Genomic DNA, 15,937 nt, shown 5'->3' on the forward strand with positions numbered 1-15,937 from the left:
GCATAGGGGACAGGCGTGAGCCGAACGTACAACAGTTCAACGCAGAACCGGATTTTTGGCTGGTGCCGACGCGCGGGTATTGCCGGGGTGGCGCTGGCTGTTCTGGCTGGCTGCGCGCCGGGCGAATATGCCATTGGCTCGCGCACGATAAGCTGGCCGGGCCCCAGCCTGCCGCAGGCCGATGTGCCCGATGCCATGGCCAATCAGATTGTGCCAATCGGGTTACCGGGCACCCCTGTTCAAACCAGCGGCCAAAGTTTTGGCCGGGGACCAGTTCGGATCGCCCTGATCCTGCCATTGAGCGGGGATGCGGGATTGTCCAGTGTCGGCACTTCGATGGCCAATGGGGCGCGGCTGGCGATGAACTATATCGAAACCAGTGGCAGCATTTCTGACAATATTACGGTTGTACTCAAGGATAGCGGCGGCAGCGCGGGTGGCGCGGCACAGGCAACGAGGGCGGCGGTTGCCGAAGGCGCCAGCCTCATATTGGGCCCACTCAAAGCCGATCAGGTGCGGGCCGCCGGATCGGTGGCGCGCGCCGCCGGTGTGCCGGTTATCGGGTTTTCCAATGATGCGAGTGCTGCCGGGCCCGGGGTATATCTGCTCAGCGTTCTGCCCGAAAATGAGGTTAAGCGCAGCCTGACGCTGGCACAGGCGCAGGGGCGAAAAGGCTTTGCCGCGATTTTCCCCAACACAGCCTTTGGTCGGGTGCAGGAGCGGGCATTTGTTCAGGCGAGCCGGTCGTTGGGCGTAACACCGGCTGCGATCTATCATTTTTCCAACGAGAACGAGGCGCGATCGGTCACAGCCCAATTGCTGCCCCAGATTGCCGGTGGCCAGGTTGACGCGGTGTTTCTGCCCGATCGCGGCACCGCTCCCAGCTTTGGCGCGATGATTGAGCAAGGGGGCATTAACCGCTCGGCCATTGCCATTATCGGGTCAGCCGATTGGGAAGGGGACAATGCCATTCGCAATGCCAGCTATTTGACTGGCGCGATTTATCCGGCGGTCGATCCTGCAGGCTACAATGCCATTGCCAGCGATTATCAGCGCCAATTCGGCAGCACGCCGCATCCGCTGACAACCATTGCCTATACGGCAACCATTCTGGCCAATGCCTCAGCTCTGTCGATGGCAACGCCGCGCTATGATGCAGCGACAATGACCGCGCCCGCCGGATTCCGGGGGCGCGACGGGATTTTCCGCTTCAAGCCCAACGGGCAGGCCGACTATGCGCTGGTGGTCAAGCAGGTGGTGCCCGGTGGTTCAAGCGTTGTCGATGGGCCGCGGCTTTAGGCGCTAGGCGGCAAGATCGGCAACAACCGCATCGAGAACGGGCCATCCACGATCGGTGACGCGGATATTGCCGTTGGGCAGGGTTTCAACAAAGCCGTAAGATTTGAGGTCGCTGATCTGCTGGGCCGAAATCTGGCGTCCCGAAATGGCGGTAAAGCGCTGCGGTGATATGCCTTCGCGCAGGCGCAGACCCATGACCAGAAATTCGTCACCCTGTTCTTCCCAAGTCAAGACATCATCAACGGTCTGGCCATGGCCCGCCGCCAAAACCTTTTTCTGCCATTCAAATGGCAGCATTTCGGTTGCCGTGGCGTGGCGCTCATTATTGATCAGCAGGCGGCCATGGGCACCCGGACCAATGCCGACATATTCGCCGTAACGCCAATACAAGAGATTATGCAGGCTTTCCTGCCCCGGACGGGCATGGTTAGAAATCTCGTAGGCAGGCAGGCCAGCGGCGGCGGTCAGTTCCTGGGTCAATTCGTAAAAGTCGGCCGACATATCCTCATCGGGCATAGCCAGCTTGCCCGCTTTGTGCAGGTCAAAATAGCGTGTGCCCTGCTCGATGGTCAGTTGGTAGAGCGAGATATGGCCATTAGCCATCCACAGCGCTTCCTTGAGTTCGTCTTCCCAATCCTCAAGCGTCTGGTGGGGACGGGCATAGATCAGATCAAAACTGGAACGTTCGAACACCGATTGGGCAACCCGAACCGCCGCGACCGCCTCTTCGACACTATGGCGTCGACCCAGATCGGCCAATGGTTTGGGGCGCAGCGATTGCACGCCCAGCGAGACGCGATTGATGCCAGCGGCGCGAAAGCCCTTGAAACGATCAACCTCAACGCTGGTCGGGTTGGCCTCAAGCGTTATTTCGGCCCCTGCCTGCACATGCCAATGGCGCGCGATGGCCTTGAGGATAGCTTCGACCGCCCATGGACTCATCAACGATGGCGTGCCGCCGCCAAAAAAGATCGACTGGACGGACCGCCCCGGCGTCAGGCTGGCAGCATGGGCGATTTCGCGCTCATAGGCCGCGACATAGGCCTGCTCGTCGAACGGGCCACGATGAACGTGCGAATTAAAATCGCAATAGGGGCATTTGGCGGCGCAGAACGGCCAATGCACATAAATGCCGAACAGATCATTGGACTTTTCAAAAGGCATGATCGACTCCGAAATCCAGTTCACCGCGTCGGGGTTCATTCCCGCTCAATGGCGCCCTCAACAAATTTGGCAAAGGCGCGCGCGCGATGCGAAAGTCCGATCTGGCCGTGAGACCAGGAATGTTTGTCAGAGGAGGGCATCTCCCCAAAGGTGATGTCAAAGCCGGTTGGCATGAACACCGGATCAAAGCCGAACCCCAGATCACCGCGCGGCGGCCAGACCAGCGTGCCATCGACCCGACCCTCATAGAGCACATCGCGCCCATCGGGATGGGCCAGGCAAAGCGTGGCGTTAAAAAAGGCATGGCGCTGGGCAGGCGTTGTGGCATTGGCGGCCTGCAACGCATCTTCCACCCGTTTCATGCCGTGGGTAAAATCCTTGTTGGGACCGGCCCAATTGGCGGTATAGACGCCCGGATCGCCGTCCAGCGCATCGACGCACAGGCCCGAATCATCGCTCAGCGCCAGCATATTGGCAGCCTTGGCGGCGGCATGCGCCTTGATACGGGCGTTTTCGGCAAATGTAGTACCGGTTTCTTCGGGCTCTGGCAGATCCAGCGCACCCGCCGAAATGATTTCGAGACCAAATGGGGCAAACAGTTCCTGAAATTCGGCCAGCTTGCCCAGATTGTGCGAAGCCAGCACCAGCCGGTTACCCGAACGCAATTTGGCGATGGAGCTCATCGCTGGCCCCGGGCGCGATTGCGATTGGGCTGGTTGGACTGAGCCTGATTAAGGGCGCGCGAGACATCATGCCAGATTGGACAAGACTGGCCGGGCGCACCGCGGTCGACGTTGCCACGGGATGTTTCAGACTGGGTGGAGCGTCGCTTAAACCAGTTGAAGAGATTCATTTGGCCAAAGCCGCTTCTTGCATTGCACTCAATTCGCCGATGCCTTTTTCAGCGAGCCCCATCAGCGCATCAAGTTCGTCGCGGCTAAAGGGGGCCTGTTCGGCGGTGCCTTGAATTTCAACAAATTTACCCGAACCAGTCATGACGAAGTTGGCGTCGGTATGGGCTTCCACGTCTTCGAGATAGTCAAGATCAAGCACCGGGGTGCCGCGGTAAATGCCGCAGGAAACGGCAGCGACCGAATCACGCAACACGGGGCCTTTGGTCAGCTGGCGCGCTTCCATCCATTTGATGGCGTCGGCCAGCGCCACATAGGCGCCCGTGATCGCGGCGGTGCGGGTGCCGCCATCAGCCTCAAGGACGTCGCAATCCACGGTGATCTGGGCTTCGCCCAAAGCCTGCAGATCGACAATTGCGCGCAGCGAACGGCCGATCAGGCGTTGAATTTCCTGGGTGCGGCCCGACTGCTTGCCGGCAGTGGCTTCGCGACGGTTGCGGCTGCCGGTGGCGCGGGGCAACATGCCATATTCGGCGGTGACCCAGCCTTGTCCCTTGCCGCGCAACCACCCCGGCAGGCTGGTTTCAACGCTGGCGGTGACCAGCACCTTGGTCGCGCCAAAGCTGACAAGGGCTGAGCCTTCGGCTTTGAGCGAAACGCCGCGTTCAATGGTCACGTCGCGCATTTGGTCGGTCTGGCGTCCGGATGGCCGCATGGGTCAAATCACCTTAGGCAAAATTCACATTAACCGCCTCTTAACCCTCATTCGCCCCACTCACAAGCCAGAGGCGCTTGGCGCGGGGCTGGTTTGCGCTTAAATGATGCAAGAGCGTTAAAGCGGACAATTTTAGCCAAACCCATGGTCAAACCACCCGAAGACTTTCTGGTTGTTCTCAATACCCGCAGTCAGGACATTTTTAGAAAGATCGTCGAACGGTATCTTGATACCGGGATGCCGGTGGGGTCACGCGATCTCAGTCGGATGCTTCAGGTGGGATTGTCACCAGCGTCGGTGCGCAACGTCATGGCCGATCTTGAGGATCTTGGCCTGATTGCCGCGCCCTATACCTCCGCCGGGCGGGCGCCGACTCAGGAAGGCTTGCGGTTTTTTGTCGATGCCATGCTCGAGGTTGGCACGGTCGATGAACGTGAACGCAGCCAAATCTCGCAACATTTTCAGGGTTCGGGCAGTCAGGGGCAGGTGGAAAATGCACTGACCGAGGCCAGTTCCTTGCTGTCGGGCCTAAGCCAGGGCGCGGGCGTCGTGATCGCCGCCAAATCGGACATGGTGCTCAAACATCTCGAATTTGTGCGACTTGATACCCAGCAGGCGATGGCGGTGATGGTGGGGCAGGACGGGCAGGTGGAAAACCGCATCGTGCCCCTGCCGCCGGGGCTGACGGCGAGCGCTTTGCAGCAGGCCAGCAATTATCTGGCCCATCATGTGGTTGGCCGCACCATTGCCGAGGCGCGCAAGGCGTTGTCGGCCCAACGCGCCGAACAGCGGGCCGAACTGGATGAATTGACCCAGAAGTTGGTCGATGAGGGGCTGGCAACGCTGGCCCAGCCGTCGGGCAGCGAGCAGCCCACGATCATCGTGCGCGGGCGCGCCAATCTGATCAATGACACCATGGCCTCGGACGATCTGGCGCGGATGCGACAATTGTTCGATGAGCTGGAAAGCAAGGATGGCTTGCTTGAACTTCTGGGTGACGCTGAAACAGCACAGGGCGTGCGGATATTCATCGGCTCGGAAAACAAGCTGTTTTCCCTTTCGGGATCATCTGTCATTCTGAGCCCCTATAAGGACGCCAATGACAAGGTTGTCGGCGTTCTTGGGGTCATTGGGCCGACGCGATTGAATTATGCGCGCATCGTGCCGGTTGTCGATTATACCGCCCACGTGATCAGCGCGATGATGGCTCGCAAGTGAGCCAGTCGCACGCCAAGGCTTGAAATTGCTGCCCGGTTGGCCGATATGGCTGGCAAATCCTTTAACTTGCGGAAAATACACATGAGCGACGAGAACGCGACGCCAGAGCCAGAAACCGAATTCGAAGCCGAAGCAGTAGAGACCGCTCCAGAGATCGATCCGGTCGACGCCCTGCGGACCGAGAACGCCGAACTCAAGGATCGGCTATTGCGCACCATTGCGGAAATGGAAAATCTGCGCAAACGCACCGAGCGCGAAATCGCCGACACGCGCAGCTATTCCATTGCCGGATTTGCCCGCGACATGCTCAGCGCTACCGATGCCCTTAACCGCGCAATGACGGTTCTGCCCGCCGAGGCTCGCGAAAGCGGCGATGCCACGACCAAATCGCTGATTGACGGCATTGAAATGACCGAGCGCGAAATGCAGCGGCTTTTGGCCAAGCACGGGGTCAAACCAATTGAAGCCGAAGGGCTCAAGTTTGATCCGCACCGGCATCAGGCGATGTTTGAAGTGCCCGATCCCACCAAGCCCGAGGGTACTGTGGTGCAAGTGGTTCAAGCCGGATTTGCCATTGGCGAACGGGTGTTGCGGCCTGCGATGGTGGGCGTTGCCAAGGGTGGTGCCAGTCACACCGAAGGCGATGAGGCGGTCGACAAGAGCGCCTAGATCCTCCGCCTTAATCAATCTATCCCTCGCCCATCGGGCGGGGGCACTAGTCCAATATCTGGCGGCTGGCGATGCGTTTGACCCCGGCATCGGCCATATCGGCCCAGGCCCGATCCAGAGAGCCCGCATTGTCAATGCCCCGGGTTGCGTCTTCGATTACTGTCACATCAAAGCCGCCCACCACGCCATCGAGCGCGGTCCAGCCAACGCAATAGTCAGTTGCCAGTCCCACGACATAGAGCTGACTGAGCCCCCGCTCGCGCAAATAGCTGCTGAGGCCGGTGCGCGACAGTCGGTCTGCTTCTTCAAAAGCTGAATAGCTATCGACGGCGCGATCATAGCCTTTGCGAATGATCAGCTGGGCATGGGGAATATCAAGCTTGTCCGCCAGCTCAGCGCCCCTGGTTTGCCAGACGCAGTGGTCAGGCCACAGGACCTGGGTACCATAGGTAAGCTCGATGGTCTCGAACGGCGCTTTGCCGGGGTGGTTGGAGGCAAACGATATATGGTCAGCCGGATGCCAGTCCTGCGTCAGAACGACGTTGGTGAATTTTTTAGCCAGTCGATTGATCAGGGGAATAATGGCATCGCCGTCCGCAACCGCCAGATTGCCCCTGGGCAGAAAATCGTTCTGCACATCGACAACGATCAAGACATCATCTGGATAAATGCTGAGCGCCATCTTTCAACTCGCTTTTGTCTTTTCAACAAACTCTGCTACCAGCAAACCACGAACCGAATTGCCAAGATAGATCTGATCCGATTGGCGCAGATCAGTGGGGGTCAATCGTGCCTCACGTGCCCTGCCAGACGCTAGCAAATCGGCACGCAACGTGCCCGGCAAAAGCCCTGCGGTGAGCGGTGGCGTTAGCAATATGCCAGCGCGCCTTATGAAGATATTGGTGATCGAGCCTTCAGTCAGCTCTCCCTTTTCGTTGCAGAATACGACTTCATCGACGCCAAGTTCCTTTGCAGCACTTATGCGTGGCTGATCGTAAAAGGCGCGATTAGTCGTTTTGTGAGCCAACCAGATGCTGGCTGAATTCAAGGGCTCGGGCGCAAGCGTAAAGCGGAAAACCGGCGAATTGGGCGGCAGCGGAACGGCGCTGACCGATGGGCCCGCCCGCTCATCGAGCAGCAGCCGGACGCGCATGGTACCGACGTAATCCCTTGCAGATTCCTCGAGCAATTTTTCGATCTTTTCGCGATCACACTCGATCTGAAAATAACTGCAGGATGCCACCAATCGATCCAGGTGGCGCTCCAGTAGGGCATAGCCGTTCTCGGCATCCCAGCGCAGCGTTTCGATAAGGGCAACGGGTGTGGGCGGATCGGTCAGGAATTTCATCTTCAGCAAAGCCTCGTCATATTCGTCAGCCAGCACGCTATCGGCAACAATGCCGCCACCAATGCCGATCTGGCCGCGACCATCCTGGTCAATGACCAAGGTGCGAATCGCGACATTCAGACAAAAATCGCCATCGGGGGCGAAATAGCCGATGGCGCCGGAATAAAGGCCGCGCGGTCCGGCCTCGAGCGCTGCGATAATTTCCATCGCCCGCACTTTAGGCGCGCCGGTGATCGAGCCGCAGGGAAAAAGATTGGCCAAAATCTCGGTTGTGCGCAGGCCCGGCCGCATTTTTGCGGCGATGCCTGAGGTCATTGTGTGCAGGCTGCGGTAGGTTTCAACGGTAAACAGATCACTGACCTGGACGCTGCCGATCTCGGCGATGCGGCCCAGATCATTGCGCAACAAATCGGTGATCATCAGATTTTCGGCGCGGTTTTTCGGATCGTTGGCCAAGGCGCTGCGATCCAGAGCATCCTCAGCCAAAGACCGACCACGCGGACGGGTGCCTTTCATCGGACGGGCAGTCAGCGTACCGGCTGTATTGGCGACAAACAGTTCGGGCGAGCGCGACAGAATGGTCCGGTTCTGTGTCGCGATCAGCGCGCCATAGCTGACATTTTGCTGCCGAACCAGATTGCGATAGAGCGCAATCGGGCTGCCTTCGAGTTCAAACAGCGTCTTGAAGGTCAAATTGATCTGATAGACGTCGCCCGCCGCGATATAGGATTTTATCGCCTCAAAGGCTTCGCCATAGTCGGTCTGATCCCATGAGGGCCGGATATTTTTGGCGCGACCGGGTAGGGTCGCATCAGCTTCGGCATCGAGCCAGCCGAGGGCGCCATCCCGATCAAACTTTTGCGGGATCTGATAAAGTCCAAGCCAAAGGAGCGGCGTTGCCGATTTTTGCGGCAACAGGTGGAGCAGGCGCTCTTCGAAAAGATAGCCCAGTTCATAGGCCAGATAACCGGCAGCCCATAGTCCTTCGGCCTGAGCCTGCTCAAGACGAGCCAACGCGGCACGGGCACCTGACACGTCGTGGGCACACAATATTTCCTCCGGCCGGGTGAACAAAAAGTTCTGTCCGGACGGATTTATAGTGTCGTGAAGCAGGACAGTACCGGGTGCAATCATGGCGCGTTTGTAATCGGGCGCAGTGGTTTTGCAAAGCTGATCAGATGGTTCGGGTCAGTCAAGCGCAGCCCATTTTACACCGAACAGTGCTTGAAGCATTCGGCGGCCCTCCTTATATAGCCTCCAAGCCCTTTGTCAGGGCACGTTCAAAGGTATAGGAACCCGGTCGTTCCGCGACCGCGAGACTGCTTTTTGCCAAGGGTCTCAAATGGGTTTGCTGAAAGAGAGGCATTTATAATGGCTAAAGTAATCGGTATTGACCTCGGAACCACCAATAGCTGCGTTGCAGTGATGGATGGATCGAACCCGAAAGTGATCGAAAACGCCGAAGGCGCGCGCACGACGCCGTCGATGGTGGCATTTTCCAAGGATGGAGAGCGTCTGGTGGGTCAGCCGGCCAAGCGTCAGGCTGTTACCAATCCTGAAGGTACGCTGTTCGCAGTCAAGCGCCTGATCGGGCGCCGCTATGACGACAAGGTTGTGGGCAAGGACAAGGATCTGGTCCCCTTCAAGATCGTCAAGGCCGACAATGGCGATGCATGGGTGGAAGCTTCGGGCGACAAATATTCGCCAAGCCAGGTTTCAGCCATGATCCTGCAGAAGATGAAGGAAACTGCTGAGAGCTATCTGGGCGAGAATGTCACCCAGGCCGTTATCACCGTTCCTGCGTATTTTAATGACAGTCAGCGTCAGGCAACCAAGGATGCCGGCAAGATCGCCGGGCTTGAAGTATTGCGCATCATCAACGAGCCCACTGCTGCAGCGCTCGCTTACGGCCTCGACAAGAAGGCTGCCGGAACCATCGCGGTTTATGACCTTGGTGGTGGCACGTTCGACGTCTCGGTGCTCGAAATTGGCGATGGCGTATTTGAAGTCAAATCCACCAACGGCGATACTTTCCTTGGCGGTGAAGACTTTGACATGCGTCTGGTCGATTATTTTGCCGACGAGTTCAAGAAAGAGCAGGGTATTGACCTGCGCAGCGACAAACTGGCTCTGCAGCGCCTCAAGGAAGCTGCCGAAAAGGCCAAGATCGAGCTGTCGGCTTCGACCCAGACTGAAATCAACCTGCCCTTCATCACTGCCGATGCATCGGGCCCCAAGCATTTGACCCTGAAACTGTCGCGTTCCAAGTTTGAAACGCTGGTTGATGATCTGGTCCAGAAGACCATTGAGCCTTGCAAGCAGGCGCTCAAGGATGCCGGTGTTACCGCTGCCCAGATCGACGAAGTTGTGCTGGTCGGTGGCATGAGTCGCATGCCCAAGGTTCAGGAAGTGGTCAAGCAACTGTTCGGCAAGGACCCCCACAAGGGCGTCAATCCCGATGAAGTTGTGGCGCTTGGTGCTGCCATTCAGGCCGGCGTGTTGCAGGGCGACGTCAAGGACGTGTTGTTGCTCGATGTGACCCCGCTGTCGCTGGGCATCGAGACGCTGGGTGGCGTGTTCACCCGGCTGATCGATCGTAACACCACGATCCCGACAAAGAAGGGCCAGACCTTCTCGACCGCTGAAGACAACCAGTCTGCGGTGACCATCCGCGTGTTCCAGGGTGAACGCGAAATGGCGGTCAACAACAAGCTGCTGGGCAATTTCGATTTGGCCGGTATTCCGCCTGCGCAGCGCGGCGTACCGCAGATCGAGGTAACCTTCGACATCGATGCTAACGGCATCGTCAATGTGTCGGCCAAGGACAAGGGCACTGGCAAGGAACAACAGATCCGCATTCAGGCCTCGGGTGGTCTGTCAGACTCTGACATCGAAAAGATGGTGGAAGAGGCAGAACAGAACGCTGAAGCCGACAAGAAGAAACGCGAAGCTGTCGAAGCCAAGAACCAGGGCGAAAGCCTCATCCACTCGACCGAGAAATCGTTGTCAGAATATGGCGACAAGGTCTCGGCCGAAGAAAAGGGCGCGATAGAAACTGCGGTTGCCGAGCTCAAGGCCGTCATTGACGGTGATGATGGCGAAGTGATCAAGGAAAAGACCAACGCGCTGGCCGAAGCATCAATGAAACTGGGCGAAGCCATGTACAAGGCCAGCCAGGCCGAGGCTGAAGCCAAGGCCAATGGAAGCGATGAAGACAGCGAAGAAGATGATGTCGTTGATGCTGACTTCGAAGAGGTCAAGGACGACGATCAGAAATCGGCATAGACCGGTTCAGTTCAAGATTGAAGGGTCCGGCGCAAAGCCGGGCCCTTTTTCGTTTGTGTGGCCGCTTCCGTCTCCTATCCGCCTATGCGGCTAATCGCCTGATGCTGCCTTTGTTCTAGGTATTCCAGACGACATGGCCTATGATGGCCTATGAACATTCCAGACCCCCAAACATTCACCGATCCCGTTAAACTGCGCAAACTCATGGCCAATGCCGTGCGTCTGGGCCACGAGGATCTGGCCTTCAACTGCAAGCTTCGCATTGCCGAACTGGTGGGCGAAGGCCACGACGCCGGCGTCGAGCGCGAATTCTGGACCGCCATTGCTGCGGCCGAGGAATTCAAGACTGCGGCGGCAGGCAAGTCATCCAAGCTGACTAAAATTCGGGCCAAGCACAAGCGCGTCGGCGCGCAGCGCGTTCTGGCTGACCTGATGATGGAAGACGGCGTTACCGAAGGTTTCGATATTTTGGTGGCCAATGGTCGCGGCGATCTGACCGGCGAAGCGGTGGTCTTGCGGCACGATGACGTCTTTTCGGTCGACGAGGTCAATGCAGCGCGGCGCAAGCTGATGGAGCACGGCATCACCAGTGCTGACCGGCTCGAAGCCGAAGAAGTGGAGGGTTGATTTTGCACGACTGAGCTAAATCATCCTTGGTATAAATTCACACGCGCCAACGGTTTCACGTGAATCACCCAGCCCGGTCTTTGCACCGGGCTTTTTGTTGGCATTGAATGGAAGGGCAAGCCTTGTTAAGAGCGGGGCGAATTTTCCTGATGGTCAGGCAAATCGGGCTTCCCCCTTGCGGGCAGCAATATTGATGGCCATCTAGGGAGCAGTATTTTTGACCTGTGATGCGCACCGGATCAGTTTCGGCTGCCGCGCTAGGAGAACGACTACTTGGCCAAACGTGATTTTTACGATGTGCTCGGCGTCCAGAAAGGCGCGGATGAAGCTGCGCTCAAGAGCGCATACCGCAAGCTCGCCATGCAGCACCACCCTGACCGTAACCCCGGCAACAGCGAAGCCGAGGCCAAGTTCAAGGAAATCAGCGAGGCCTATGATACTTTGAAAGACGGCCAGAAACGGGCAGCCTATGACCGTTTCGGCCACGCTGCCTTTGAAAATGGTGGCGGCGGGCGCGGGGGCGCGGGGTTCGGCCCTGAGTTTTCTTCGTCTATGTCCGATATTTTCGAAGACATTTTTGGCGACTTCATGGGCGGCGGCGGTGGCGGTGGTGCACAACGCCGGGGCGGCGGCGGCGGTTCGGCGCGGATGCGCGGCTCCGATCTGCGCTATAATCTGGAAATTTCGCTCGAAGAGAGCTTTTTGGGCCGGACTGTCGAGGTCGATGTCCCAACGCTTGTCGGGTGCACAACTTGCGATGGTTCGGGCGCCAAGCCGGGCACCGGCAAGCACACCTGCCGCCAGTGCAATGGCCACGGCAAGGTTCGGGCAGCGCAGGGCTTTTTCACTATTGAGCGCACCTGCCCCGTTTGTCAGGGGCGCGGTGAAATGATGGATGAGCCGTGTACCGATTGCGGCGGGCAGGGGCGGCGCCAGGAAAATCGCAAGCTCTCGGTCGATATTCCCAAAGGCATTGAGGATGGGACGCGCATTCGCCTTGCCAATGAGGGCGAAGCCGGGCTGCGCGGTGGCCCTCCGGGCGACCTCTATATTTTCATTTCGCTACGCCCCCATGATCTGTTCCAGCGCGAGGGGGCCGATTTATATGCGCGCGTGCCCATCGCGATGACGACAGCAGCGCTCGGTGGTGAGTTTGAAGTGCCGACGCTTGATGGCACCCGTGCCAAGGTCAAGGTTTCGGCGGGGACCCAGCCGGGTCAACGAGTTCGGCTCAAAGGCAAGGGCATGCCGGTGCTCCGCACCAAGGATACAGGCGATCTTTACGTTCAGCTTGATATCGAAACACCCCAGCATCTAAGCCGCCGTCAGCGCGAATTGCTCGAGGAATTCCAGAACCTGACCACTGAAAAAACCAATCCGACATCGGATGGCTTTTTCGACAAGCTCAAAAAGATGTTCGAAGTTTAGAGAAATGACGGCGCCGTCATATTATTCAGTTTGCGGGATGGCGGCTGGGTCCATCCAGAAAATTTCCCAGATGTGACCGTCAAGGTCGGCAAAAGCGCGCGAATACATAAAGCCCAGATCCTGAAGCGCCCGTGGCTCACTGCCGCCCGCCGCCGTTGCCTTGTCGACCAGTGCGTCAACTTCGGTTTGGCTGTCGCGATTAAGCGCAATCAGCATTTCGCTGACCTTGTGGGCGTCCGCGATGGGGCGCGGGGTGAATTGGGCAAATTTCTCATGCGTCAACAGCATGGCGAAAATGGTGTCTGAAATCACCATGCAAGCCGCCGTTTCATCGGTGAAATCGGGATTGAAGCTCCATCCCAGTTTGGTAAAAAACGCCTTGGCCAGTTCAAGATTATTGACCGGCAGGTTGATGAAAACACTAGTGGCCATTCTACCCTCCCAACATCGGAAAGATAAAGAATAGCACCAGGCGTTCGCGGAGGCGACAGCGGGGTTGCGCCCGCCAGAGTGGGCGGGCAAAGTTGTGTAAATTAAACAGGAACTGCATATGACCACCGCCTTGACACTTTCCGGCTCCATCCGCCGCGGATCGCACAATCGCCAATTGCAGCAGCATGTGGGCCACAAGCTGAGCGAGGCCGGGGTGGCCGTTACCGCGCTTGATCTGGCCGACTTCGACATGCCGATCTTTAATGAAGATCTGGAGCCGGATAATGTGCCAGCAGCAGCGAGTCGGTTGGCGGAAATGTTTCGCACGCACGATGTTATTTTCATCGCCTGCCCAGAATATAATGGCGGGATAACACCGCTGATGGTCAATACGATTGCCTGGCTCAGTCGGCAACGGCCCAGCCCTTTCCGTCACGCGGTATTCGGGATTGGCGGCGTCAGTTCGGGAAAGTACGGAACGATCTGGGCGCAGTCTCATCTGCGCGACAGCCTCAGCAAGATCGGGGCACTGGTGGTGCCGACGCTTTTAGGGATCGGACCGGTGGAGCAGGCAATTGATGCGGACGGCAACTTCATTGAGCCCGCCACCACGCGCAAGATCGATCAGATGGTGATTGAGCTGACCCATTTCAGTCGCGGGGTCTGAGAATGCTCTCGCTCTATCTCAGCCACCCGCAGGTTGAAATGGATCCAGCAATTGATGTGTCGCAATGGACCCTTTCGGCAATTGGTCGCAGGCGGGCCGAGGCATTATCGCAGCGGCTAAAGCTTGATCGTGCAACGCGGCTATGTTCCAGCGCTGAACGCAAGGCGATGGATCTGGCTCAGATTCTGGCTGCTAGTACAGATCAGCGGGTTACATATGGCGAGGCTTTCAACGAGAATGATCGGTCCGCGACAGGCTTTTTGCCCAAAGAGGAATTCGAGGCGGCGGCGAATCGGTTTTTTGGGGAACCGGAAAATTCTTATGCCGGATGGGAACGCGCGATCGACGCGCAGGCCCGGATTGTCAGGGCGGTTGATGAGGTGCTGTCCGAAGCCGATGGCCCGGTGGTCTTTTGCGGCCATGGGGCCGTGGGCACATTGCTCAAGTGCCATGTTGCCAAGAGAGCGATTAACCGCAGCGAGGACCAATCCCATAGCGGGGATCCGGGCGGCGGCAACGGGTTGATATTTGATTGGGCGACCGGGGTGCTGATCGGCGATTGGACACCATTTGAAGCGCTGCCGTCCAACTGGCAGGACCTCTCCATTGCCTAAGGGCGTCGGCTGTGGCAAGGAAGCGCGAAATCCTGGGAGATGAACTTCATGAGTGGACAACTGATTGTTGGCCTCGACGTCGACACGCGCCAGCAGGCTGAGACCATCATTGAGGCGCTGGACGGCAGCGTCGATTTTTTCAAGATTGGCTATCAGTGTTTTTACGGAGCCGATGGATTTGCGCTGGGCAAGGCACTGCTGGCCGCAGGCAAGAAGGTATTTTTCGATCTCAAGCTGCTCGATATCGACAATACGGTTGAAAAAGGCGTGGCAGCAATTGCGGCCACGGGTGCAACCATGTTGACCGTTCATGGCTATCCGCAAGCGATGCGGGCAGCGGTGCGCGGTGCTGCCGGATCAGGATTGACCATCCTTGGCGTTTCGGTTCTGACCTCGATGGACGACAATGATGTTGCTGAGGCCGGGTTTGCTCGTGACACGGCAGGGCTGGTGTCCCTGCGGGCCGATCAGGCAAAAAAGGCCGGTATTGGCGGCCTGGTCTGCGCGGCCCATGAAGCAGCCATGGTTCGGCAAATTGTCGGGCAGGGTATGGCCATCGTCACGCCCGGCATTCGGCCTGCGGGTTCAGACAGCGGCGATCAAAAGCGGGTGGTGACACCGCGACAGGCCCTTGATGCAGGCTCAACGCATCTGGTTGTTGCGCGGCCCATCGTTCAAACCGCCGACCCTGCCGCCGCCGCACGAGCCATTCTGACGGAAATGGCTGGCGGGACGCGGTTGGCGTAGGGCCTTGTTACTGCTAGAGCCTTAGCAACGAGGAGCTGCAAATGGCCGATTTAAAGATTGTCGTTGCGGGCGCAGGCGGACGCATGGGCGCCGCCAATATTCGAGCCGTCTCGGCGCTGGCTGGCGTCGCGCTGCATGGCGCCGTTGACCGGGCAGGTGCGGAGGCCATTGGCAAGGACGCGGGCAGTTTTGCCGGCATCGAGCCATTGGGCATTGCCATCACCGACGACATGCAGGCGGCACTGGCGGGTGCGGACGCGGTGATCGATTTTACCATCCCGACGGCGAGCGTCGAACTGGCTCGCCAGACCAGCGCGCGCGGGATGATCCATATCATTGGCACCACTGGCTGTTCACCGGACCAGGATCGCGCATTTGCAGAGGCGGCAAACGCGGGCGGGCGTATTGTCAAATCGGGCAATTTTTCGATGGGCGTGACGCTTCTGGCCAATCTGGTGCGCAAGGCGGCGACAGCGCTATCGGCCTATGACATCGAAATTCTCGAAATGCATCACAACAAGAAAGTTGACGCGCCTTCTGGCACAGCGCTCCTTTTGGGGGAAGCGGCGGCCAAGGGTCGCAACATCGCGCTTGCGGATCATTCAGTGCGGGTGCGTGATGGCCATACGGGTGCGCGTGAGCCGGGTAGTATTGGCTTTGCGACGCTGCGCGGCGGCACCGTTGTGGGCGAACACAGCGTTATTTTTGCCGGTCCCTCAGAGCGGATTGAACTGGTCCACCGGGCTGAAGATCGCGCCATTTTTGCCAATGGCGCCACACGAGCTGCACTTTGGGCCCGCGACCAGAAGGCTGGCCTATATGGTATGGACGAGGTTTTGGGGCTGACCGACTGAGCGCCTCACGGATTTGAAT

General features: G+C 58.3%; 16 protein-coding genes. 10 read left to right on the forward strand and 6 right to left on the reverse strand.

What is annotated here, in order from left to right:
• Positions 1–15: 15 nt before the first annotated feature.
• Positions 16–1,299: a penicillin-binding protein activator gene (locus PSQ90_RS07965; protein ID WP_282212855.1), complete on the forward strand. Its 1,284-nt coding sequence runs from the start codon at positions 16–18 to the stop codon at positions 1,297–1,299.
• Positions 1,300–1,302: 3 nt separating this feature from the next.
• On the opposite strand, the gene hemW is transcribed toward PSQ90_RS07965, so the two are convergent.
• The 3 genes from hemW to rph form a co-directional block, all read right to left on the reverse strand.
• A complete protein-coding gene (gene hemW, locus PSQ90_RS07970; protein WP_282212856.1) occupies positions 1,303–2,463 on the reverse strand; it encodes a radical SAM family heme chaperone HemW in 1,161 nt (386 codons plus the stop codon).
• Between the two features lie 35 nt (positions 2,464–2,498).
• The gene (locus PSQ90_RS07975) at positions 2,499–3,146 is read right to left on the reverse strand and encodes a non-canonical purine NTP pyrophosphatase (protein WP_282212857.1); all 648 of its coding nucleotides are present in this window, start codon (positions 3,144–3,146) and stop codon (positions 2,499–2,501) included.
• A gap of 166 nt (positions 3,147–3,312) precedes the next feature.
• A complete protein-coding gene (gene rph / locus PSQ90_RS07980) occupies positions 3,313–4,029 on the reverse strand; it encodes a ribonuclease PH (RefSeq protein ID WP_282212858.1) in 717 nt (238 codons plus the stop codon).
• A gap of 144 nt (positions 4,030–4,173) precedes the next feature.
• On the opposite strand from rph, the gene hrcA reads away from it, so the two are divergent.
• Together hrcA and grpE are read left to right on the forward strand one after the other, a co-directional pair.
• A complete protein-coding gene (gene hrcA / locus PSQ90_RS07985; protein ID WP_282212859.1) occupies positions 4,174–5,247 on the forward strand; it encodes a heat-inducible transcriptional repressor HrcA in 1,074 nt (357 codons plus the stop codon).
• Positions 5,248–5,328: 81 nt separating this feature from the next.
• Complete coding sequence (grpE, locus tag PSQ90_RS07990) at positions 5,329–5,916, forward strand: nucleotide exchange factor GrpE (protein ID WP_282212860.1); 588 nt, start codon at positions 5,329–5,331, stop codon at positions 5,914–5,916.
• 46 nt (positions 5,917–5,962) lie between these two features.
• Here the strand turns inward: grpE and pncA are convergent, their stop codons facing one another.
• Entirely contained in the window at positions 5,963–6,598 is a 636-nt protein-coding gene (gene pncA / locus PSQ90_RS07995) for a bifunctional nicotinamidase/pyrazinamidase (RefSeq protein WP_282212861.1), read from the reverse strand.
• A gap of 3 nt (positions 6,599–6,601) precedes the next feature.
• Positions 6,602–8,338, reverse strand: a complete 1,737-nt coding sequence (pabB, locus tag PSQ90_RS08000) for an aminodeoxychorismate synthase component I (protein WP_282212862.1) — start codon at positions 8,336–8,338, stop codon at positions 6,602–6,604.
• A 297-nt stretch (positions 8,339–8,635) separates the two neighbouring features.
• Between pabB and dnaK the strand changes: the two genes are divergently transcribed.
• The 3 genes from dnaK to dnaJ all read left to right on the forward strand — a co-directional run bounded on the left by dnaK (position 8,636) and on the right by dnaJ (position 12,604).
• Positions 8,636–10,549, forward strand: a complete 1,914-nt coding sequence (gene dnaK, locus PSQ90_RS08005; protein ID WP_282212863.1) for a molecular chaperone DnaK — start codon at positions 8,636–8,638, stop codon at positions 10,547–10,549.
• Between the two features lie 150 nt (positions 10,550–10,699).
• Positions 10,700–11,176 carry a hypothetical protein gene (locus PSQ90_RS08010; protein ID WP_282212864.1) on the forward strand — a complete coding sequence of 159 codons (477 nt, stop codon included), beginning with the start codon at positions 10,700–10,702 and terminating at the stop codon, positions 11,174–11,176.
• A 273-nt stretch (positions 11,177–11,449) separates the two neighbouring features.
• A complete protein-coding gene (gene dnaJ, locus PSQ90_RS08015; RefSeq protein WP_282212865.1) occupies positions 11,450–12,604 on the forward strand; it encodes a molecular chaperone DnaJ in 1,155 nt (384 codons plus the stop codon).
• A gap of 21 nt (positions 12,605–12,625) precedes the next feature.
• On the opposite strand, the gene PSQ90_RS08020 is transcribed toward dnaJ, so the two are convergent.
• Entirely contained in the window at positions 12,626–13,036 is a 411-nt protein-coding gene (locus tag PSQ90_RS08020) for a VOC family protein (protein ID WP_282212866.1), read from the reverse strand.
• A 118-nt stretch (positions 13,037–13,154) separates the two neighbouring features.
• Here PSQ90_RS08020 and PSQ90_RS08025 point away from each other — a divergent pair, with 118 nt between their 5' ends.
• From PSQ90_RS08025 to dapB, 4 genes are read left to right on the forward strand one after another with little or no spacing between them, the layout of a single operon-like run.
• Positions 13,155–13,703, forward strand: a complete 549-nt coding sequence (locus tag PSQ90_RS08025) for an NADPH-dependent FMN reductase (protein WP_282212867.1) — start codon at positions 13,155–13,157, stop codon at positions 13,701–13,703.
• A 2-nt stretch (positions 13,704–13,705) separates the two neighbouring features.
• Positions 13,706–14,317, forward strand: coding sequence for a histidine phosphatase family protein (locus PSQ90_RS08030; RefSeq protein WP_282212868.1), 612 nt, complete (start codon positions 13,706–13,708; stop codon positions 14,315–14,317).
• A gap of 48 nt (positions 14,318–14,365) precedes the next feature.
• Positions 14,366–15,064, forward strand: a complete 699-nt coding sequence (gene pyrF, locus PSQ90_RS08035; RefSeq protein ID WP_282212869.1) for an orotidine-5'-phosphate decarboxylase — start codon at positions 14,366–14,368, stop codon at positions 15,062–15,064.
• A gap of 41 nt (positions 15,065–15,105) precedes the next feature.
• Complete coding sequence (gene dapB, locus PSQ90_RS08040) at positions 15,106–15,918, forward strand: 4-hydroxy-tetrahydrodipicolinate reductase (protein ID WP_282212870.1); 813 nt, start codon at positions 15,106–15,108, stop codon at positions 15,916–15,918.
• Positions 15,919–15,937: the final 19 nt, after the last annotated feature.

This window comes from Devosia rhodophyticola (assembly GCF_028816475.1).
Classification (GTDB): domain Bacteria; phylum Pseudomonadota; class Alphaproteobacteria; order Rhizobiales; family Devosiaceae; genus Devosia; species Devosia rhodophyticola.

Excerpts from the sequence above, each read along its gene's own strand:
- hemW (WP_282212856.1), bottom strand. The coding sequence starts at position 2,463 with ATGCCTTTTGAAAAGTCCAATGATCTGTTCGGCATTTATGTGCATTGG.
- PSQ90_RS07975 (WP_282212857.1), bottom strand. The coding sequence starts at position 3,146 with ATGAGCTCCATCGCCAAATTGCGTTCGGGTAACCGGCTGGTGCTGGCT.
- rph (WP_282212858.1), bottom strand. The coding sequence starts at position 4,029 with ATGCGGCCATCCGGACGCCAGACCGACCAAATGCGCGACGTGACCATT.
- hrcA (WP_282212859.1), top strand. The coding sequence starts at position 4,174 with ATGGTCAAACCACCCGAAGACTTTCTGGTTGTTCTCAATACCCGCAGT.
- grpE (WP_282212860.1), top strand. The coding sequence starts at position 5,329 with ATGAGCGACGAGAACGCGACGCCAGAGCCAGAAACCGAATTCGAAGCC.
- pncA (WP_282212861.1), bottom strand. The coding sequence starts at position 6,598 with ATGGCGCTCAGCATTTATCCAGATGATGTCTTGATCGTTGTCGATGTG.
- dnaK (WP_282212863.1), top strand. The coding sequence starts at position 8,636 with ATGGCTAAAGTAATCGGTATTGACCTCGGAACCACCAATAGCTGCGTT.
- PSQ90_RS08010 (WP_282212864.1), top strand. The coding sequence starts at position 10,700 with ATGAACATTCCAGACCCCCAAACATTCACCGATCCCGTTAAACTGCGC.
- PSQ90_RS08020 (WP_282212866.1), bottom strand. The coding sequence starts at position 13,036 with ATGGCCACTAGTGTTTTCATCAACCTGCCGGTCAATAATCTTGAACTG.
- PSQ90_RS08025 (WP_282212867.1), top strand. The coding sequence starts at position 13,155 with ATGACCACCGCCTTGACACTTTCCGGCTCCATCCGCCGCGGATCGCAC.
- PSQ90_RS08030 (WP_282212868.1), top strand. The coding sequence starts at position 13,706 with ATGCTCTCGCTCTATCTCAGCCACCCGCAGGTTGAAATGGATCCAGCA.
- pyrF (WP_282212869.1), top strand. The coding sequence starts at position 14,366 with ATGAGTGGACAACTGATTGTTGGCCTCGACGTCGACACGCGCCAGCAG.
- dapB (WP_282212870.1), top strand. The coding sequence starts at position 15,106 with ATGGCCGATTTAAAGATTGTCGTTGCGGGCGCAGGCGGACGCATGGGC.